This window comes from Streptomyces sp. NPDC127038 (genome assembly GCF_042725875.1).
Taxonomy (GTDB): Bacteria; Actinomycetota; Actinomycetes; order Streptomycetales; family Streptomycetaceae; genus Streptomyces.
The window spans coordinates 1-19,038 of the sequence record NZ_JBHXDQ010000049.1; the positions used below are offsets into that span (position 1 = coordinate 1).

17 protein-coding genes are annotated in these 19,038 nt (G+C 72.4%); 12 read left to right on the forward strand and 5 right to left on the reverse strand.

Translation table 11 applies throughout. The features are described 5' to 3' along the window. The first annotated feature begins 118 nt into the window (after positions 1 to 118). From ACFWI4_RS28300 to ACFWI4_RS28325, 6 genes are all read left to right on the forward strand, one after another. On the forward strand, positions 119 to 667 hold the full coding sequence (locus ACFWI4_RS28300; RefSeq protein WP_387201604.1) for an FABP family protein: 549 nt from the start codon (positions 119 to 121) through the stop codon (positions 665 to 667). A gap of 78 nt (positions 668 to 745) precedes the next feature. Then, entirely contained in the window at positions 746 to 1,642 is an 897-nt protein-coding gene (locus ACFWI4_RS28305; RefSeq protein WP_387201607.1) for an NAD-dependent protein deacetylase, read from the forward strand. 90 nt (positions 1,643 to 1,732) lie between these two features. Continuing rightward, positions 1,733 to 1,987, forward strand: coding sequence for a lipopolysaccharide assembly protein LapA domain-containing protein (locus ACFWI4_RS28310; protein WP_385393418.1), 255 nt, complete (start codon positions 1,733 to 1,735; stop codon positions 1,985 to 1,987). A gap of 144 nt (positions 1,988 to 2,131) precedes the next feature. Beyond that, on the forward strand, positions 2,132 to 3,430 hold the full coding sequence (locus tag ACFWI4_RS28315; protein WP_387201610.1) for an MFS transporter: 1,299 nt from the start codon (positions 2,132 to 2,134) through the stop codon (positions 3,428 to 3,430). Between the two features lie 259 nt (positions 3,431 to 3,689). After that, entirely contained in the window at positions 3,690 to 4,184 is a 495-nt protein-coding gene (locus tag ACFWI4_RS28320) for a sortase (protein WP_387201613.1), read from the forward strand. 200 nt (positions 4,185 to 4,384) lie between these two features. Next, positions 4,385 to 4,966, forward strand: coding sequence for a class F sortase (locus tag ACFWI4_RS28325; protein WP_387201770.1), 582 nt, complete (start codon positions 4,385 to 4,387; stop codon positions 4,964 to 4,966). Positions 4,967 to 5,088: 122 nt separating this feature from the next. Here ACFWI4_RS28325 and ACFWI4_RS28330 read toward each other — a convergent pair whose 3' ends face one another. Both ACFWI4_RS28330 and ACFWI4_RS28335 read right to left on the reverse strand, forming a co-directional pair. Continuing rightward, positions 5,089 to 5,757, reverse strand: coding sequence for a fasciclin domain-containing protein (locus ACFWI4_RS28330; protein ID WP_387191930.1), 669 nt, complete (start codon positions 5,755 to 5,757; stop codon positions 5,089 to 5,091). Between the two features lie 104 nt (positions 5,758 to 5,861). Next, on the reverse strand, positions 5,862 to 7,466 hold the full coding sequence (locus ACFWI4_RS28335; protein ID WP_387201616.1) for a molybdopterin-dependent oxidoreductase: 1,605 nt from the start codon (positions 7,464 to 7,466) through the stop codon (positions 5,862 to 5,864). Positions 7,467 to 7,729: 263 nt separating this feature from the next. Here ACFWI4_RS28335 and ACFWI4_RS28340 point away from each other — a divergent pair, with 263 nt between their 5' ends. Further along, positions 7,730 to 8,971 carry a hypothetical protein gene (locus tag ACFWI4_RS28340; protein ID WP_387201619.1) on the forward strand — a complete coding sequence of 414 codons (1,242 nt, stop codon included), beginning with the start codon at positions 7,730 to 7,732 and terminating at the stop codon, positions 8,969 to 8,971. 135 nt (positions 8,972 to 9,106) lie between these two features. On the opposite strand, the gene ACFWI4_RS28345 is transcribed toward ACFWI4_RS28340, so the two are convergent. Continuing rightward, a complete protein-coding gene (locus ACFWI4_RS28345) occupies positions 9,107 to 11,881 on the reverse strand; it encodes a lectin (RefSeq protein WP_387201622.1) in 2,775 nt (924 codons plus the stop codon). 344 nt (positions 11,882 to 12,225) lie between these two features. Between ACFWI4_RS28345 and ACFWI4_RS28350 the strand changes: the two genes are divergently transcribed. The 3 genes from ACFWI4_RS28350 (at position 12,226) to ACFWI4_RS28360 (ending at position 13,973) form a co-directional block, all read left to right on the forward strand. Beyond that, complete coding sequence (locus ACFWI4_RS28350) at positions 12,226 to 12,405, forward strand: DUF6480 family protein (RefSeq protein WP_387201625.1); 180 nt, start codon at positions 12,226 to 12,228, stop codon at positions 12,403 to 12,405. 177 nt (positions 12,406 to 12,582) lie between these two features. Continuing rightward, a complete protein-coding gene (locus ACFWI4_RS28355) occupies positions 12,583 to 13,278 on the forward strand; it encodes a type 1 glutamine amidotransferase domain-containing protein (protein WP_387201628.1) in 696 nt (231 codons plus the stop codon). 110 nt (positions 13,279 to 13,388) lie between these two features. Beyond that, positions 13,389 to 13,973: a TetR/AcrR family transcriptional regulator gene (locus tag ACFWI4_RS28360; protein WP_387201631.1), complete on the forward strand. Its 585-nt coding sequence runs from the start codon at positions 13,389 to 13,391 to the stop codon at positions 13,971 to 13,973. Positions 13,974 to 14,042: 69 nt separating this feature from the next. On the opposite strand, the gene ACFWI4_RS28365 is transcribed toward ACFWI4_RS28360, so the two are convergent. Together ACFWI4_RS28365 and ACFWI4_RS28370 are read right to left on the reverse strand one after the other, a co-directional pair. Further along, positions 14,043 to 14,816 carry an SDR family NAD(P)-dependent oxidoreductase gene (locus ACFWI4_RS28365; RefSeq protein WP_387201634.1) on the reverse strand — a complete coding sequence of 258 codons (774 nt, stop codon included), beginning with the start codon at positions 14,814 to 14,816 and terminating at the stop codon, positions 14,043 to 14,045. Between the two features lie 268 nt (positions 14,817 to 15,084). Then, complete coding sequence (locus ACFWI4_RS28370) at positions 15,085 to 15,378, reverse strand: muconolactone Delta-isomerase family protein (RefSeq protein ID WP_387201637.1); 294 nt, start codon at positions 15,376 to 15,378, stop codon at positions 15,085 to 15,087. 287 nt (positions 15,379 to 15,665) lie between these two features. Between ACFWI4_RS28370 and ACFWI4_RS28375 the strand changes: the two genes are divergently transcribed. Together ACFWI4_RS28375 and ACFWI4_RS28380 are read left to right on the forward strand one after the other, a co-directional pair. Then, complete coding sequence (locus ACFWI4_RS28375) at positions 15,666 to 17,399, forward strand: alpha/beta fold hydrolase (RefSeq protein WP_387201640.1); 1,734 nt, start codon at positions 15,666 to 15,668, stop codon at positions 17,397 to 17,399. Beyond that, entirely contained in the window at positions 17,396 to 18,988 is a 1,593-nt protein-coding gene (locus ACFWI4_RS28380) for an alpha/beta fold hydrolase (RefSeq protein ID WP_387201644.1), read from the forward strand. The genes ACFWI4_RS28375 and ACFWI4_RS28380 overlap by 4 nt, the downstream gene beginning before the upstream one ends. The last annotated feature ends 50 nt before the right edge of the window (positions 18,989 to 19,038 follow it).

Genomic DNA, 19,038 nt, shown 5'->3' on the forward strand with positions numbered 1-19,038 from the left:
GGCGGTGGGGTGCCACCAGCACCTGTCCGGCCAGGCGCGTCTGCCCGGCGACGACGCGCCTGGCCGGACAGGCCCTAGGCTTCCGGACGGCACTGGCCTCGACGCAGGAGTGGAATTGATGGTCGACCCCGCCGGGAAGCACCCGTACCCCGACGCCCTCCGGGCGGACGCGACGCCCGCACCGCACCCGCTGCTCGCGCCGGTGACCGGGCTCCTCGGCACCTGGGCGGGTCAGGGCCGCGGAGGCTATCCGACACTCGACGAGGAGTTCGTCTACGCGCAGGAGGTCACGTTCAGCCACGACGGCCGGCCGTTCCTCCACTACGAGGCGCGCGCCTGGCTGCTGGACGCCGACGGCGCTCCGCTGCGCCCGTCCGCCCGGGAGAGCGGCTGGTGGCGGATGCAGGCCGACGGCCGGGTGGAGGCGCTGATCACCCAGCCGACCGGCGTCGCGGAGATCCTGGTCGGCCGGGCGGACGCCGGTACGGCGGAGCTGACCACCTCGCAGGTGGCGCTGACGCCCACGGCCAAGGAGGTCACCGCCACCCGCCGCCGGTACACCTGGACGGACACCGACACCCTCGGCTTCCTCCACGACCTCGCGGCGGTCGGCCACCCCCTGCATCACCATCTCTCCGCACGGCTGCGGCGCACGGACGCGGGCTGAGGCGCCGGGGCGGACGGGTCGTACGGGCCCGTCGTGAGCACGAGGACGACGCCGGCGCCGTATCCGTACCCTGGACGCATGCGCATGCGCCCCACACTGAGCTGGATCCCCTCCGGGGAGCTGCCGCCGGGCACCACGGATCTGGAACCGGTCGCCTCCGCCCTGAGCACCGGGGGCGTCCTGGTGCTGAGCGGCGCCGGCATCTCCACGGAGTCGGGCATCCCCGACTACCGGGGCGAGGGCGGCAGCCTGCGCCGGCACACACCGATGACCTACCAGGACTTCACCGCGACCGCCCAGGCACGGCGGCGCTACTGGGCCCGCAGCCACCTCGGCTGGCGGACGTTCGGCCGCGCCCGCCCCAACGACGGACACCGGGCCGTGGCCGCCTTCGGGCGCCACGGTCTGCTCTCGGGAGTCATCACGCAGAACGTCGACGGACTGCACCAGGCCGTGGGCAGTCAGGACGTCGTGGAGCTCCACGGCAGCCTGGAACGGGTCGTCTGCCTCTCCTGCGGCGCCCGCACCCCGCGCCGCGAACTCGCCCGGCAGCTGGAGGAGGCCAATCCCGGCTTCGCGCCGGTGGCCGCCGCCGTCAATCCGGACGGTGACGCCGACCTCACCGACGAGCAGGTCGGGGACTTCCACGTGGTCCCGTGCACGGTCTGCGGCGGCATCCTCAAGCCGGACGTGGTCTTCTTCGGCGAGTCCGTCCCGCCGGCACGCGTCGAGCACTGCCGTCGGCTGGTGCGTGAGGCGACTTCCCTGCTGGTCCTCGGCTCGTCCCTGACGGTGATGTCCGGACTGCGGTTCGTCCGCCAGGCGGCCGACGCCGGAAAGCCGGTGCTGATCGTCAACCGCGACGCGACCAGGGGCGACCGGCACGCCGTGACCCGGGTCGCGCTCCCCCTCGGTGCGGCCCTGACCACCGTCGCGGGCGAACTCGGCATCGCCCTGGACGAAGCCGTGGCCTGAACCGGGACCGGGCCGGTGCGGCGCGTCCGACGGCCGCCCGGAGCGGCTCATCGAGTAGCCCGCCCGGGTGAACGGCCGGATACTGGCTACATGGCCCAGAAGACCGCGAAGGCACACGGGCCGTCCACCGTGACGGTCAAGGGGCGGGACTACCGGCTACGCAGCATCGGATTCTTCGTGCTCGCAGCCCTGACGATCTGGTTCATCGCCGCGAACACCGGCTCCGTGACCATCAGGCTGTGGATCCCGAAGGTCACCCTCCCCCTGTGGATCGTGCTGACCGTCACGCTCCTCGTCGGCATCCTGCTGGGGCTGCTGATCGCGTACCGCCGGGCCCGTCGCTGACCCGTCACGCGATCGGAGCCGCGCTCGGGGACGGCGCGGACCCCTGACCGGCCAGGACCGGCGGAATCCAGGTGACCCGCGAGGGGGGCGCTGCGTACCATCGGGCGCCCGCTGTTCGTGTCCTCGCCCCTGATCGGTCGTTTCGTGAAGTCTCTGGTTCCTGGTGTGCTGCGTGACGAGCCCCAGTTCGCCCGTCTGTTCATCGGGCAGTCCCTGTCGGTGCTCGGCGACCGTGTGTCGTTCGTGGCCGTGCCCTTCGCCGTGCTCTCCGTGGGCGGGTCCGCCTCCGACGTGGGGCTGCTGGCCGCCGCCGGGCTCGTGCCCATGCTGCTGTTCGCCCTGGTGGGCGGGGTGTGGGCGGACCGTTTCCCGCGGCACCGCATCATGCTGGCGTCGGACCTGGTGCGGTTCGTGGTGCAGGGGCTCGCCGCGGTCCTGCTGCTGACCGGCGTCGCGGAGGTCCGGTATCTCGTACCGCTGATGATCGTGTTCGGCACCGCCGACGCGTTCTTCATGCCGGCGGCAACCGGGCTGATGCCCCTGCTCGTCGGGGCCGACCGGCTGCGGGAGGCGAACGCGCTGCGCGGGTTCGTCCAGTCGGCCAGTCTGGTGGCCGGCCCCGTCCTGGCGGGAGGCATGGTGGCCCTGGCGGGACCTGGCGGCGCGCTGGCGGTGGACGCGCTGACCTTCGCGGCCAGTGCCGCGTTCCTGGCCCGGCTGACACCCCGCGCCGTGGCGCCCGTGACGTCGTCGCCCTCCTCGGGCGGAAGCTTCCTCAGGGAGCTGCGGGCCGGCTGGGCGCAGGTGCGGGGCCGCTCGTGGGTGTGGTCCGGCATGGTGGCGATCTCGGTCTACCACGTCGTCGTACTGCCGTCGGTGTTCGTGCTGGGACCGGTCCTGGCCGACCGGCAGTGGGGTGGCGCGGCCGGCTGGTCGATCGTGACCGCGGGCTTCGGCATCGGGTCGATCGTCGGGGACGTCTGCGCCTACCGGCTCAAGGTCCGGCGCCCCATGGCGCTCGCCGCGGCGGCGCTCGCCGTGGGTTCCTGCCAGGCGGTCATCATCGGGTCGGGCGCGACGGTCGCCGTGACGGCGGCCCTCGAAGCGGTCACCGGTGTCGCGGTCTCCCTCTTCTTCGTCACGTGGGAAACGGCGCTGCAGACCCACATCCCGGAGGACGCCCTGTCCCGGGTCAGCTCGTACGACTATCTCCTGTCGACGGGTCTCATGCCGCTGGGGCTCGCGCTGGCCGGCCCGGTGTCCGCGTCCCTGGGCGTGCGGCCCACGCTGTACGCCATGACGGTCGTCGCGGTCCCCGCCGCGCTCGCGCTCCTCTGCGTCCCCGGCGTACGCCGCCTGCCGGCGCACGCCTCCACGGCACCGGGCGACACCGCGACCCTCGCCGACCGCCCTCCCGGCGCCGCGGAGCTCAGCGCTCCGTAGGCGTTCGGCGGCGCTTCGGCCCGTCCAGGATGAAGATCGTTAGCCCATCCGCCGCCCCGTGACGGACCGTCAGCCGGACCGGTCCGACTCCCTCGACCTGGGCGAACACCGGCGTGTCGGGGGCGGTTGCGGCCGCCCGGGTGACCTCCGTCGCCCGCGCTTCCTGTTGCGGAGCTGACGGAGCGTCGGTTTTCTCGTCGGTGGAGATCACAGGAGCGCCGAGCGGACGGTTCGGCCACTGCCTTGCCGGAGGGTTCCCTTGCGAAACACACACGTTGGCGTCGGTGTCGGACTGCTCCTCGGGCTCATGGCCCTCCAGAGCCCGGCCGCCGCGGCCGCCGACGACACGCAGCTGCGGATCAACCCGGGCAACGCCCTGCCGGGTTCGACGGTCAGGGTCACCACCACGGCCTGCGGCCCGGACGTGACGTACGGCAAGGGCCAGTCGACGGTGGGGGGTCAGTTCAACATGTTCGGCGGCAACCGCAAGGGGGTCCTCGCGGGAGAGTTCCGGATCCCGGAGGAGGGGGCGTCCGGCATCGACACCGTCACCGTGAAGTGCCCGCCGCGGATCAAGCTGACGGACACCTACGAGATCGCCGAACGGTCGCCGAACGGCGCGATCCAGGCCGGATTCGGTGACGCCGAGGACAGCAACACCCAGGTCGCCGCGGGCGGTGCGCTGATCACCGCGGCCGCGGCCGGGGCCCTGTTCCGGATCCGCCGCCGCTCGCAGGCCGGCGCCCGGTCCTGACCCTCCGCTCCCGTCACCCCGGCCCGCCCGGGGTCCGTACACGCCCTGCGGGAACGGACCCCGCCGGCTCCCTCCAGGCAGGAGGCTCGACCGTGAAGGACCAGAGGGACAAGGCCGGTACGGCCCCGGGCACGTTCGTCCCACCGGTCGCCTATCTGGTCCTGTCGCTGGTGGCGGGCGTTCTGCTGGTGCTCGGCACGATGGTTGACCGGCGGCCCCCGCAGCCGTCGGCCGACCAGGCCTTCTCCGCCCCCGCGGGGGGACACGCCGGCGCTGCGGCACACCCGGCCGTCGCGCCGCTGCCCCGCTCCGAGCCCGTCCGGCTCCGTATCCCCGCGATCGGTGTCGACGCCTCCCTGGTCCGGCTCGGCTTGGACAGGGCGGGCGCGTTGCGGCCCCCGCCCGAGGGCGACCCGCATGTAGCCGGCTGGTACGGCGGAGGCACGGCACCCGGCTCGCGGGGCACGGCCGTGACCACCGGGCACGTGGACACGCGCGCCGGAAGTCCCGGGGTGTTCTACCGGCTCGGCGCCGTCACCAAGGGCGAGACCGTCGAGATCAGCCGCGCGGACGGCCGTACCGCCGTCTTCACGGTCGACGCGGTGGAGGTCTACGACAAGCACCGGTTCCCCGGGTCCAAGGTCTACGGCGGCTCCGGCCGGCCCGAACTCCGCGTGATCACCTGCGGCGGCCCGGCCGGTGACGACGGATACCGCGGCAATGTCGTGGTGTACGCGACCCTCACCGCCGTGCGCGCGGCACGGACGCCTCCGCGGACCTGAAGCACGCCTCCGCGGACCTCAAGCACGACACCCGCAGGGGCGCGGGCGGGAGCCCGGGCCCGAGGGACGTGCGCCCCGGGTACCTCTCCCGTCACGGCGCACGCCCTCGGTCCGGGCAGGTGTCAGCTCTTGGGCATCAGGACGGTGTCGATGATGTAGACGTTGGCGTTGGCGGTCTTCACGTTGCCGCAGACCACCTTCGCGGAGTCGTTGACCGTGTACGACTGGCCCGAACCGGAGGTCGTGAGCTTCGACTTCTCCAGCGTGGTGAACGAGCCGTTCTCCAGGTCCTTCGGCGTCAGCTTCTGGCCCACCACGTGATAGGTGAGGATCTTCGTCAGCTGCGCCTTGTCGTTGAGGACCTTGTCCAGCGTCGCCTTCGGGATCTTGGCGAACGCGTCGTTCGTCGGCGCGAACACCGTGATGTTCTGCGCGTTGTTGAGCGTGTCGACCAGACCCGCCTTCTTCACCGCCGTCACCAGCGTGGACAGCGCCGGGTTGTTGGAGGCCGCGGTCGCGACCGGGTCCTTGGCCATGCCGTCGAACGAACCGGCACCGTCCTTGGGAACCGACGAACAGCCAGGACCGAACGGCTGGTCCATACTGCTCGCACTCGCGCTCGCACTCGAACCACCCATGTCACCACCGCTCTTGGCCGCCGAACCGGCCGTCGTCGAGGCCGAGTCGGCCTTGCCCGAATCACTGCTCCCACTGGAGCAGGCGGTCATCACCAGGGGCAGCACTGCGGCAGCGGCGAGAAGACCGGTGGTACGACGGATACGCGTGTTCATCTTGTTCTCCTGATTCGTGGGCGCGGCACGATGCGGCCGCGTCCGGGGGTGTGACAGCGAAATGGCTCGATGGGCACGGGGCCCTGGTCATGGGGCGGGAGCGGTCATTCGACGCTCACGACGACGGAGTGCCAGCCGCTGGCGCCGTCGGGAATGGTGCGGGTGCGCCGGTCGGTCTGTACGGTGCCGGCGCGGTCGGTCGCGCGGACGGTGAGGGTGTGGCCTCCCTTGACGGCCCGCCAGGGAAAGGACCACTGGCGCCAGGTGTCGCGGGTGTCCTCGGCGGCGAGGTGGGCCGTCTGCCAGGGGCCGTCGTCGACGCGGACCTCGACCTTGTCGATGCCCCGGTGCTGGGCCCAGGCGACCCCGGCGACCATCACCGTGCCGGACCCGGGCCGGGCGAACGGCTTGGGCGTGTCGATCCGCGACTCGGTCTTGATCGGGGCCCGGCGGGCCCAGCCGCGCTTGACCCAGTACGGGTCGTAGGAATCGAAGGTGGTGAGCTCGATGTCCTCGATCCACTTGCACGCCGACACGTACCCGTAGAGTCCCGGGACCACCATCCGTACCGGGAAGCCGTGCTGGAAGGGCAGCGGCTCACCGTTCATGCCGAGGGCGAGCATCGCGTCGCGGCCGTCCATGACGTCCTCGACCGGGCTGCCGATCGTCATGCCGTCCACCGAACGGGCCACCAGCTGGTCCGCCGGACCTCCCCGGGAGGGCGGCTTCACCCCGCACTCGCCCAGCAGGTCGGCCAGACGCACGCCGGTCCAGCGGGCGTTGCCCACGTACGGGCCGCCGACCTCGTTGGAGACGCAGGTCAAGGTGATGTCCCGCTCGATCAGTTCCCTGCGGAGCAGGTCGTCGAAGGAGTAGGTGGCCGGACGGCGTACGCCCTTGCCGTGGACGCGCAGACGCCAGCTCGTGGCGTCCACCTTGGGCACCACCAGCGCGGTGTCCACCCGGTAGAAGTCACCGGTGGGGGTGAGGAACGGACTGATCCCGGGGACACGGAGTCCTGCGCCCTTGGGCACCGGTGCCGCCGGTGACCGGGGGCTGGGCAGGACGACGGTCCGGCGCGAGGCGATCGCGCCCTGTCCACGGGAGGCGTTCAGCGACCGGCCGGCCACGCCCACCACGGCGGAGGCCGCCGCGGCCGAGGCGGCCGCCAGGACGAATCCCCGCCGGTCCCATCCCTCGGACACGGACGGCCCCTCGCCCGTTTCCTCTGCCGCTTCCTCCGGCACGGACCCGGGCGCGGTCGCCGGTGTCCGAACGACCGCGGTCAGACGGCCCACCAGCGCGTAGAGGAGCAGAGCCCCGGCACAGGCCCCCACCACGGACGGCAGCGCGTCGACGAGGCCGGTCGAGTCGGGCCTGCCGACGGCGGCCGCCGCGCCCACGACCCCGAAGAGAAGGACCCCGGCGGCTCCGACCCGCCGGAACCGCACCGCCAGCACTCCCAACACCAGCGCCAGCACCGCGAGCACGGCGAGGATGCCGAGCTGCAGTACGAGCTTGTCGTCGGTGCCGAAGTGCCGGATCGCCCAGTCCTTGACCGGAGCGGGCGTCGCGTCGATGGACGCGCCGCCCACCGCGACGACCGGACCGGCCTGCGGACGCACCGCCGCCGCCACCAGTTCGGCCACCGCCAGTGCGGCGAAGCCGGCCAGCGCCCCGCTCAGCGCACCCAGCGCCAGACGCGGCACGCCGATCCGTGCTCTCCGGTCCTTCTCTTCATCCCTCACATGGGGAATCCGGTTCTGCGCGCCGGGCGGATTGGCCCCTCACCCGATCAGGTGAAAAGAAGGATCCCGCCCATCCGCCGGGCGTTCCGCAACGGATCATCCCACTTGAACGTCTCGGCGTTTCCGGCCGTTGGGGCCGCGGCGCTCCTTGCCCATGCTCCCCGTCCGCGGGAAGGTGGAAGAACGGTCAGGAGCGGTCGAAAGCCTCGGAGGGGACAGGCCGCATGTCTCAGGATGAAGCCGCCGCACCGCGCACCGGCCGCCGGGAGCAGAACGCGACGCTCACGGTGAGGCGCGTCGGGGACGGCGTGGACGTACTGTGCCTGTCCGGCGTCCTCGACACCGAGGGAGCCGCAGCGCTCGGCCTCGAACTGGCCGGACGCCTCCGCACCACACGCCCGGACCGGCACCTGGTCCTCGATCTGACAGGGCTGCGGCTGGTCAGCGCTGCGGGCATCCAGGTCCTGGACACCCATGTGCGTCACCTGTCCGACACCCCGGTCCCGGTGATCGTCGCCGCGCCGCACGCGCGGGACATCTTCACCATCGCTCCCGCCCACGGTCTGCTCCTCTGCGCCACCCTGGACGCCGCCCTGGCCACACTGCCCGGCAGCGCGTCCTCGGGCGGCACGCTTCCCGGCCCCGCACTCCCCGGACCCGGCGGTGCGCCGGGCACACCCGGGGAAGGGCCGGAGGACATCCTCGGCCGGCGCGCCGAAGCCCGTACGAACGCCGTCATCGGGATGGCGCAGGGGATCATCCTCGAACGCTATGCGCCGGCCGACGTCCGGAATGCCGCCGACCTGCTGCGCCAGGCCTCCGAACGCCACGACGTGCCCCTGCGGGTCCTCGCCTCCGCCATCGTGACGGCCCCCCGCCCCACGGCACGCCCGGACGCGTGGTTTCCCGGCCGGCCGGCCGTTCCCCCGCCCCGCTCACGCCTGCTCGACGGCGCGGACCAGCGGGCGCACGACCGGGACCATGTGCTGCGCGTCCTGGTCCGCGACGTCGTGGCGGCCACCGACGCGGACGGCGCCGAGGTGCACCTGGTCGACCCCGCTCTGGGCGACTCCCTGGTCCTGGAATCGCACGCGGGCCTCGGCTCCGCCTACCGGCATCACGTCGCACAGGTCTGCGGCCCACCGGCCGCGTGCGCCCGGGCCCGCCTGCTCGGACAGCCGGTGCTCGTCGCGGACGTCCTGACCGACCCGGACCTCACGGCCACGGTCGAGGGCCGCGCCGCGTCGGCCATGGGCAGCCGCGCGCTCTACGCGATACCCGCCGTCTCCACGGACGGCGCGTGCGAGGGCACCGTCACGATCCACCACGCCCGGCCCGGCCCCGGGCCGACCCACGACCAACGCGCCGCCCTGCGGACCCTGGCCGACGATCTGGCCCACTGGCACGCCTGGTACCGGCGCTCGGTCGTCCTCGACGCCCTGGAATACGTTCACGCGCACGCCTGAGACGACCGGGCTCGCGCGCCTGCCCGGTCGTCGCACCGATCCCGGCGGCAACGCCGTATGTCCCGGCCGGGGGCCGGGACATACGGAACGCGGTGCGCCGGCCGGTCAGTGGTGCGCGCCGACCGGCGCCGTGATTCAGCTCGGCAGCTTCCAGTTCTGCGCCGCCGAGCCGTTGCAGGTGTAGATCTGGAGCTGGGTGCCGGTCGTCGTCGTGGAGTTGGGGTCGTCGAGGCACAGTTTCGACTGGGGGTTGACCAGCGATCCGCCGGCGCCCGTGGTCCACTGCTGGGCGCCGGTGCCGTTGCACGTCCACAGCTGGACCAGGGTGCCGTTGGCCGTCCCGCTGTGGTCCACGTCCAGGCACTTGCCGAGGCTGCGGATCGTGCCGTCGCCGGCGACGGTCCAGTCCTGGGCGTACGTGCTGTTGCAGGTCCAGAGCTGGACGTGGGTGCCGTCGGTGGTGGAGGAACTCGCCACGTCGGCGCACAGGTTGGCCGCCACCGCGGAGGTGACGGGTCCCGTCCGGGCCAGGGCGGGGGCCGTCGTGTCACCCGCGTAGGACGGCGGGGCCGCGGACGCGGCCGTCGCCCAGGAGGTGTTGGCGGCGGTGCCGAGCGTGTAGTTCAGCGTGCCGCCCGAGGTGATCGCCGAGGCCGGGGCGTAGGCGTTGTTCCAGGCGGAGCCGTTCCAGGTCGCGGACTGGACGTAGGGGGCGTTGTCGGCGGCGCCATTGCCGTTGATCGTCAGGGTGCCGCCCGACGGGAGGGTGACCACGGCCTGGGTGAACAGGGGTGAGCCCAGGGCGAGATCGGAGGTGCCCGGGGTCTCGGGGAACATGCCGAGCGCCGACCACACGTACCACGCGCTCATCGCGCCGAGGTCGTCGTTGCCGTCGGCCAGCCCAGCGGGCGTGTTCGACCAGATCTGGTCCTGGATCGCCCGCACGGTCCCCTGCGTCTTGTAGGGCTGCCCGATGTAGTCGTACTCCCAGGGCAGTTCGATGCTGGGTTCGTTGCCGACCCACGCGTAGCCCTTGTCTCCGGTGTAGCTGCGCAGCACGGTGTCCAGGTAGTGGCTCATCGCCGTGTTGCCGCCCTTGGCGCGGGCCAGGCCGCCGATGTTGAACGGGATCATCCCGGTGTAGATCCAGGAGTCGGCCTCGACCATGTCGGTGCCGCTGGTGGGATCGAAGCCGCCGGTCCAGGAGCCGTTGGCGTTACGGGGCTCGACGAAGCCGGAGGCCGGGTTGAGCACGTTGCGCCAGCCCTGGGCGCGGTTGGCGTACGTCTTCTGGTCGGCGGTGTCGCCGAGCGCCCCGGCCATCGCCGAGAGCGCGAAGTCGGCGGTGTTGTACTCCAGCGTGGTGGCCACCGGACCGTAGAAGTTGCAGCAGCCGTAGCTGCCGTCGTGCGGCATGTAGCCGGGCGAGTTGAGGTAGTTGAGGCCCGGCCGGTCGTTGTTGGCGGTGTTCGCCTGCTTCACCATGTCGGCGAGGGCGGTCGTCGTGTCGAAGTTCCTGGCGCCGAAGGCGTAGTAGTCGGCGAGGATGCCGTCCGCCGGGTCACCCACCATGACGTACGACTCGCCGTTGTTCTCGGACCACTTGGGGAAGATCCCGGTCTGGGCGTAGTCGTCGACCATCGACTGCGCGGTGTCCGAGGCGGCCTGGGGAGCGACGAGGCCCTCCAGCTGGGCCTGCGAACGGTAGATGTCCCAGCCGGAGTAGTTGGCGTACTCGGCCTGGTGGCCGGAGTCCACGGTGTGGGTCCTGCCGTCGAAGCCGTAGTACTGGCCGTTGGTGTCGCTGATGACGTTCGGGTGCAGCAGCGAGTGGTAGAGCGCGGTGTAGAAGGTCTGCTGCTGCGCGGCCGTACCGCCGGCGATCTGCACCTTGCCGAGCGCGCTGTTCCAGGCGTTCTGCGCGGCGGAGCGGGTCGCGTCGAAGTCCCACCCGGTGTTCTCCGCCGCCCGGTTGGCCGTCGCGTTGGCCACCGAGACGTAGGAGATGCCGACCTTGGCCTGCACCACCGGGTTGGCCGTGGTGTTGAAGGTGACGTAGCCGTTCGAGGCGGCGGCGTTCGGAGAGGCGCTGTCCTTCGTGGCCTTCGGCGCCGCGGCGGCGGGCATCTTGCCGTGCAGCACCGGCTTGTTGGGCTTCTCGGCCGCGTTCTTGGACGCCGTCTTCGGCTGCGCGGGCTCGGCCTCCGCCGTCTTGGCGATCGAGGTGCCCTGCGAGGCGAACGGCTGGTCGAAGACCATGTCGAAGTACACGGTGTAGGTGTTCCCCGCGCCGCAGAAGTGCCCGCTGGTGACCTGGCCGCTGACTTCGGTGCTCGACACCTTGGTGAACTGTGTCGAGGAGGCGCCGTTCTGACTTCCCGTCAATTTGAAGATCAGGTTGGACTGGGTGCTCGACGGGAACGTGAAGCGTGCCATGCCGCTGCGCGTCGTGGTGGTCAGTTCGGTGGTCACCTGGTTGTTGAGGGCGACCTTGTACGACCCCGCGGACGCCGACTCGTTGGCGTGCGAGAACGCGTCCGTCGCCCCGGTGTTCACGGCGCCGACGGTGGGAAGCACCGGGACGTCACCGGCCGCGCCGCAGCCGGGCCCGGCGATGTGGGTGAGGCTGAAGCCGGTGATGGACGAGTCGTTGTACTCGTAGCCGCCGCCGTCGGGGCGCGACGGCGTGTCCGGGCTCCACTGGACCATGCCGAACGGCACGTCGGCGCCGGGGAAGTCGTCGGCCTGGTTCGACGTTCCGATGAACGGGTTGACCACGGTGGCGGGGGACGTGACCAGCGCGGCCTTTCCGGCGGCCCAGGCGGGTGCGCACAGTCCGGCGGTGGCCAGCGCCGTCGCCGCGAGTAAACCGATCGCGGCCCTTCCCGGGGGTCTCGACAGTCGTGTCATCACGGGGGTTTCTCCTCTGCTCGGGAGCGGGAGCCGAAACTGATTGACAACGTTGTCTTCCTGGCGGGAGACGGAACTTGATCAGCAGTCGGGTTCGACAACGTTGTCGCATCGTCGGGACAAGGCGTCCGGCGATGCGTACGCGGGGGCGCGGCCCCTGGGCCGCGAGCACCTGGGGGCACGGACGAGAACTGTCCGTGAAGCTAGCTACAAGGCAGGGTCATGTCAACGATTCGCGCAGAGGGCCGAGAACGAGGCCCGTCGGCGACGCTCCCGTCGGACGCGCGGCGGACGCGGGCGCGTGCGAAGATGCGCCGTCCGCCGTTCGGACGGACCGTGGAGAGATGACACATCCACTCGTACCCCCCGGTGAGACACCGCCCGTCGAGGGTTGTACCGCGGAAGCGCACCAGGAGCGGCCCGACGGCGGGATCTGGGAACACCCGTATCTGTGGCTCTCGTTCATCGTCGTGGGCTCGGTGATCGTCGCCGGGTACTTCGTGGCCCGGATCAGCGGATTCTGAACCGCCCGGCCCGCGCGACGCACGCGGGCGGCGGTCCGGGGCCACGGTTGCCCGGGCACCACGGCGGCGCGGTGCGTCTCGGTCGTCTCGGGCCGGCGGGCCCCTGCACCTGAACAACACCGGTGACGACAGGCCCTGTTCGGCGCGGACCGAGCGGGGTCGAGGAGGCGAGGAGCAATGGCGAAAGTGCTGTTCATCATGACGGGTGCGACGTACTGGGTGCTCAGGGACGGCACCCGGTACCCGACCGGCTACTGGGCCGAGGAGTTCGCCATGCCCTACAAGTCGGTCACGGAGGCGGGCCACGAGGTCGTGACGGCGACTCCGGGCGGTGTGACGCCGACCGTCGACATGATGAGCCTGCGCCCTTCCATGGTCGGCGGCGAGGAGACGGCGCTGGAGCTGGAGGAGATCATCCGCTCCGCCGAGACCCTGCGCCGGCCGCTCAAGCTGTCGGACGTCCGGCTGGAGGACTACGACGCCGTGTTTCTCCCCGGGGGCCACGGCCCGATGTCGGACCTGGCGTACGACGCCGACGCCGGCCGCCTGCTGACGGCCCAGCTCGCCTCGGGCAGGCCGCTGGCCATCGTGTGCCACGCGCCCGCCGCCCTGCTGTCCACGAGGATCCAGGGCAGCTCGCCGTTCGCCGGATATCGCGCCACGGGTTTCACCAACGACGAGGAGCAGGCCGTCGGTCTGGCCGCGAAGGCGCCGTGGCTGCTGGAGGACGAGCTGAAGGACCAGGTGGGCGTCGAGTTCAGCCGCGGCCCCATGTGGGAGCCGCACATGGTCGAGGACCGCAACCTCCTCACCGGGCAGAACCCCCACTCCGCGGCGATCGTCGCGGACCGCCTGCTCGAACTCCTCAAGTAGGAACGCCCGACGCTGCCGGTGCGCGGGCGGCCGGTGGTGCGGAGGCGGAGCGCTGCCGTAGCCTCGCAGACGGAACCAGTTCCGGATGCGGCGGCGTGCAGGAGGTCGGATTGACCGGCGACGAGGCGGCTGCGACGCGGCCCCGCAGACCCCTGCGGGCCGACGCGCGGCGCAACGAGGACCGGCTGCTGGAGGCGGCGGCCGCCGCGTTCGAACGGGACGGCGCCGGCGCCTCGGTCAAGGACATCGCCCGGTCGGCCGGTGTCGGCGTGGGCACGCTCTACCGGCGGTTCCCGTCCAAGGAACTGCTCGTCGCGGCGATCTACCGGCTGGAAGTTGAGCGGCTGTGCGAGGCGGCGCCGCGGCTCGCGGGCGAGCTGCCTCCCCCGGACGCGCTGCGGGCCTGGATGGAGCGGTTCATCGACTTCATGGCCGCCAAGGAGGGCATGGCCGACGCCCTGCGCGCGGTCCTGAGCGACGACGACGAGAAGCTGGAGACGCGGGCGATGCTCGCCGGGGCCATCGACCACCTGCTCACGCCGGCCGGCGGCCCGTCGGCGGCCCGGCCGGAGATCACCTCCGAGGACGTGCTCATGGCGCTCGGCGGGATCAGTCTGATGGCGGGCGCGGAGGGACGGCGCGAACTGGCGTCCCGTCTCATCGACCTGCTCCTGCACGGCATCGTGAAGCCCTGACCGGGTCCGGCGGGGAGGGTCGCGCCGACGCGGGGACGGGAACCCGCCGACAGCGGCCGCCCGTCGCCGTCACCAGGTCTGGTCTCCGGCCCGTACGAGGATCTCGTTGACGGCGACCCGGCGGTCCCGCGTCACGATGTACGAGACGGCGTCGGCGATGTCCTCAGGACGCAGCAACTCCAGGCCCTCCACCTGACGCTCGACCGCTTCACGGGCGCCGTCGCGAAGGTGCGAGCTCAGTTCGGTGTCCACCGTGCCGGGCTCCACCACGCTCACCCGCACCCGTTGCCGCATGACCTCCTGACGCAGGGCCTCGGTGAAGCCGTTGACGCCGAACTTGGTGAGGTTGTAGACCGCCGTCCCCGGCCGGGCGACCCGGCCGGCGGTGGAGCTGATGTTGACCAGGTCCGCGACCCGGCGGGGCGAGCTCTCCGCGGCCCGCAGCAGATGCGGCACCGCGGCGTGGGTGACGTACAGGAGACCCCGTACGTTGATCTCGATCATCCGTTCCCACTCGTCGAGCGGGGAGTCGGCCACCGGGCCGACCCCCATCGTCCCGGCGTTGTTGACGACGGTGTCCAGCCGGCCCAGTTCGGCGACGACGCTCTCGACGGCCTCCGCCGCCTGTCTCTGGTCGGTGATGTCCGCCGCCGCCACGAACGCGGTGGCGCCCTTGGCCCGCAGTTCGAAGGCGAGCTCGTCCAGGCGCTCACGCCGTCGCCCGAGCAGGGCCACCGCGGCGCCTTCCGCCGCGAGTGCCCGCGCCGTCGCCGCGCCGATGCCGCTGCTCGCGCCGGTGACCAGCGCCACCGTGTCCCGGAGCGGTCCAGTCGTTCCCGTCATGTTCCTTCGCCCTCCGTGCCGGCCGGGCCGCTTTCAGGGCAGCCCGACCACCTATGCGGAACCAGTTCCGTTTGACACGGTAAGCGGAACCGGTTCCCCTTGCAAGTGGCACACCGCACCCCGAAGCGGGGTCCTCGGTCAACGACCCACGCCCGAAGGGCAGTTCGCTCCGCGAGGCGCGCACGCGGCGGCGCTGGCCCCGCCGCCCGCAAGGCACTGTCCGGGCCGCCTCAGACCATCCAGGCCCGCTCGGACCGACCGGGCCGCCTCAGACCGTCCGGCCCGGATCGTTGGGGTGCGACTCCAGCGGGGTGATCACCGCTGTCATCCACGGCCACAGGGGCAGGCTCCCGAGGACCTTCTCGCGCAGTTCGGGCTCGTCCTCGGCGCGCCACACGCCGATGCTGCGCAGCTCGCCGACCGGACGCCACAGCCGGAACAGGCGTCCCTGGGCTGCGAGTTCACGGGCCCGTACGGCTTCGGCGGCGCGACGCCCGTCGACCTCCGCCGGGTCGGTGCCGTCGGGCACCGCGGTGGTCAGCTCGACCAGGAATTCCCTCACGGCCCACTCCTCCATGGATCGATCCGACGGGCCCGGGGTCGGCCGGCCCCCGGGGCGGTCCGAACCCACCCGGCGCGGGCCGCGGCCGCATCCACCGCGGGCTCGGTCCCAGTCTCCCCGCCACCCCCTTCCCCGTCTCGGCGAGCCGTCCGCCGACGGACTTTCCGTGATCAAGGACTGCTCCGAGTGGAGCCCATGAGTGGTGGACCTCCATCCCCCCGCCCAGGCTGGCCCACGTGGTGCCCGCCCGCCGCAGGCGGAGCGGGCTGTCAGAGAGACGGGATCACATGAGAAGACAGGTCATCAGAACGGGCTGTCCGCCCTCCGATCGCCGGAACGGCAGCAGCGGTAACGGCGGCGGCGCGGGCCGCCGGGAGCAGGAGAACGAAGGCGGTGGCCGCCGCGCGCACGACGCCCGCCGGGACCGCGACGGATCCGCCCCGGGGCGGCCGGCGAACGGCTCCGGAGCGCGCGCCTCCCGCACCGCACGTACCAGGGTCGCCGTGGCCGCGGCGGGCATGGCCTTCCTCGGCGTCCTGGCCCCGACGCCCGGCCACGCCGCGACGGCCCCCGCCGGCGGGCCCCGCCCGGGACCGCCCGCTCGCTTCGTACCCGGCCCCTGTCCGGCGACGGCGGAGCCGGTCCCCGGCCGGTGCGGGTTCCTCGAGGTTCCCGAGAACCGCGCCCACCCCGGCGGGCGCAAGGTCCGGCTGACCGTCGTGATCGTCCCGGCCGTCTCGGCGAAGCCCGCCGGGGACCCCGTGGTGTTCATGACCGGCGGTCCCGGGGCCGACGCCATCGACGACCTGCCGTTCCTGATCGGCGCGGGGGTCAACAAGGACCGCGAACTGATCGTCATGGCGCAGCGCGGAACACTCCATTCCCGGCCCGATCTGGCCTGCCCGGAGATCGACCGCTTCTACGCGGAGGCCGTGGGCCTGCGCTACGACGCACCGTCGACCGGACGCCGCCTGGTGCGCGCCGCCGCGCAGTGCCGCACCCGCCTCACGGCCTCCGGCGTCGACCTGAGCGCCTACAACACCACCGAGAACGCCGCTGACTTCGCCGATCTGCGCGGGGCGCTGGGCATCCGCCGGTGGAACGTCTACGGGTACTCGTACGGCACCGATCTGGCCCTCACCTACCTGCGGCGTCACCCGCAGGGCATCCGCTCGGTCGCGATCGACTCCGTCGTACCGCCCCGGATCGTCAGCCTGCCGTGGACCTGGGACAGCGCGCAGGAGGGGATCAACACCATCTTCGCGGCCTGCGCGGCCCAGCCCCGGTGCGAGAACCGCTACCCGGACCTCTCGCGCACGCTGACCCAACAGGTGCGACGGCTGGAGGCCCGTCCCCTGACGGTGACGGCACAGCCGCCGTCCGGCGGGAAGCCGGTCAAGGTCGTCCTCGACGGGGGCGCGCTCGTCAATCTGCTGGTCGCCAACGCCGTCCCGGCCGTCGACGTCCCCGCCGCGCTCGACGAACTCGCCCACGGCAATCCGGAGCGCTTCGCGCGCGCCCGCGCCGCCGGGGCCACGCCCGTCATCGGTGAGTTCGCGCACGGTCTCACCCAGTCGGTGGCCTGCGCCGAATGGGTCCCGGGCCACACGCGGGCCGACCTGCTGGCGGCCGGTCGGCGGGCCTTCCCCGGCTGGCCCGACTCCGTCCTGGCGCAGGCACCGCAGCTTCCGTTCGAGCAGGACGTGTGCCGTGTCTGGAACGTCCCGGACCGCACCCCGATTCAGCGCCTGACGACCGCCGGCAACGTGCCGGCGCTGGTGCTCTCGGGCACCTTCGACGCCAAGACGGGGGCGCGCTGGGGCGCGTACGCGGCACGCACCCTGTTCCGCTCGACCACCGTGCTGATCCCCGGGATCGGCCACTGGGTGGTGCCCCAGTCGCCGTGTGCCGCGAGTGTCCTGACCTCCTTCCTCACCCGTCCGAACGCGCCCGACACCGGTTGCGTGGCGGGCCTCGCGCCGAAGCCGTTCACGATCACGCCCACCCTGGAGACTCCATGACGTCCCTCCGCCCGCCCCGTCGCCACCGGTCCGTGCGAGGGCTGCCCGCCGCCCTGGCCGGAGCCACGGCGGGCCTCCTGCTCGCCGGTCTCACCGCGGCTCCGGCGGGAGCCGTGCCCGACACCGCGGCGCCACCGGGCACGACGGCCGGTACCGGCGGTCACTCCCGGTTCGTACCCGGCCCCTGCCCGCGGACCGCGGACCCGATCCCCGCGCTGGAGGGGGCCCACTGCGGCACGCTCACCGTGCCGGAGAACCGCTCCAGGCCCGGGGGACGGAGGATCACCCTCTCCGTCGCCATCGTGTCCGCCGCCACCCGCCGGCACGAGCCCGACCCGATCGTCTGGTTCGCCGGCGGTCCCGGCGACGACGCCGTGTCCGAGGCGCAGCTGGCGGTCGACGGCGGTCTGAACCGCGACCGGGACGTCATCTTCATGTCGCAGCGCGGCACCTACTCGGCCGATCCGGTGCTGACCTGCCCGAACATCGACGAGTTCAACGCCCGTGCACTCGGGCTCGTCTACAACGCGCCCTCCACGGGGCGCCTGCACGTCCGGGCGACGCGTGCCTGCCGCCGGAGCCTGACACAGCGCACCACCGACCTCGCCGCCTACAACACCATCGAGAGCGCCGCCGACTACGCCGACCTGCGCCTCGCGCTGGGCATCGGACGGTGGAACGTCTTCGGCATCTCGTACGGCACCGACCTGGCCCTGGCCTACATGCGGACCCACCCGCAGGGGGTCCGGTCGGTCGGCATCGACGGCGTCCTGCCGCCGTCGATCGCCGGAGGCGCCGTGACCTGGAAGGCGGCGCGGGAGGGCTTTGACGGCCTGTTCGCGGCATGCGCCCAGGAGGCCGCCTGCAACCGGCGCTACCCGCACCTGTCGAGGACCTTCGAGAGCCTCGTGCGCAAGCTCGAAGCCCATCCGGTGACCACCATGGTCACCGTTCCCGGCCAGTCCGGGCCGGTGAAGGTCACGATCGACGGCGGCGTCCTGGTGACCTGGCTGACCTCCGCGACCCATGTGGCGGCGGGAGTGCCCCGGTCGATCGACGAACTGGCCCACGGCAATCCGCAGCGGGTCGCCGAGCAGTGGGCGGGCGGCAAACTGAGCCCGCAGGCCGTCGGGCGGGTCGCCCACGGTCTCGCGTTCGGCGTCTTCTGCGGCGAGTGGACTCCGTTCGAGTCCGAGGCCGACGTGATCCGGGGAGGCCGCCGCGCGTTCCCCTCGTTCCCCCGCTCGGTCCTCGCCAACGCCCCGCAACTGCCGTTCCTGCACGCCGACTGCCGGGCCTGGGACATCCCCGCGTCACCGCGGTCGGTGCGTGACGTGACCCGCAGCGACATCCCGACGCTCGTCATGTCGGGCGGGTTCGACGCGCAGACGGCGCCGAGCAACGGCCCCTACGCGGCCCGCACCCTGAGCCGCGCCACCACCGTGACGGTCCCCTACGTCGCCCACGTGGCCTTCGCCGAATCGCCCTGCGCGCAGTCGATCACGACGTCGTTCTTCGACTCGCCGACGGCGCCGGACAAGTCCTGCCTCGCGGGTCTTCAGCCGCCCCGGTTCGAGATCGCGCCCTAGGGACGGGAGCGCGCACGGCCGAGGCGTCCGGGACTCCGTGCAGGTCGGTG

What these genes read in the sequence shown, in the direction of transcription:
- ACFWI4_RS28300 (WP_387201604.1), top strand. Translation starts at nt 119, where the DNA reads ATGGTCGACCCCGCCGGGAAGCACCCGTACCCCGACGCCCTCCGGGCG.
- ACFWI4_RS28305 (WP_387201607.1), top strand. Translation starts at nt 746, where the DNA reads ATGCGCATGCGCCCCACACTGAGCTGGATCCCCTCCGGGGAGCTGCCG.
- ACFWI4_RS28310 (WP_385393418.1), top strand. Translation starts at nt 1,733, where the DNA reads ATGGCCCAGAAGACCGCGAAGGCACACGGGCCGTCCACCGTGACGGTC.
- ACFWI4_RS28325 (WP_387201770.1), top strand. Translation starts at nt 4,385, where the DNA reads ATGGTTGACCGGCGGCCCCCGCAGCCGTCGGCCGACCAGGCCTTCTCC.
- ACFWI4_RS28330 (WP_387191930.1), bottom strand. Translation starts at nt 5,757, where the DNA reads ATGAACACGCGTATCCGTCGTACCACCGGTCTTCTCGCCGCTGCCGCA.
- ACFWI4_RS28340 (WP_387201619.1), top strand. Translation starts at nt 7,730, where the DNA reads ATGTCTCAGGATGAAGCCGCCGCACCGCGCACCGGCCGCCGGGAGCAG.
- ACFWI4_RS28345 (WP_387201622.1), bottom strand. Translation starts at nt 11,881, where the DNA reads ATGACACGACTGTCGAGACCCCCGGGAAGGGCCGCGATCGGTTTACTC.
- ACFWI4_RS28350 (WP_387201625.1), top strand. Translation starts at nt 12,226, where the DNA reads ATGACACATCCACTCGTACCCCCCGGTGAGACACCGCCCGTCGAGGGT.
- ACFWI4_RS28355 (WP_387201628.1), top strand. Translation starts at nt 12,583, where the DNA reads ATGGCGAAAGTGCTGTTCATCATGACGGGTGCGACGTACTGGGTGCTC.
- ACFWI4_RS28365 (WP_387201634.1), bottom strand. Translation starts at nt 14,816, where the DNA reads ATGACGGGAACGACTGGACCGCTCCGGGACACGGTGGCGCTGGTCACC.
- ACFWI4_RS28375 (WP_387201640.1), top strand. Translation starts at nt 15,666, where the DNA reads ATGAGAAGACAGGTCATCAGAACGGGCTGTCCGCCCTCCGATCGCCGG.
- ACFWI4_RS28380 (WP_387201644.1), top strand. Translation starts at nt 17,396, where the DNA reads ATGACGTCCCTCCGCCCGCCCCGTCGCCACCGGTCCGTGCGAGGGCTG.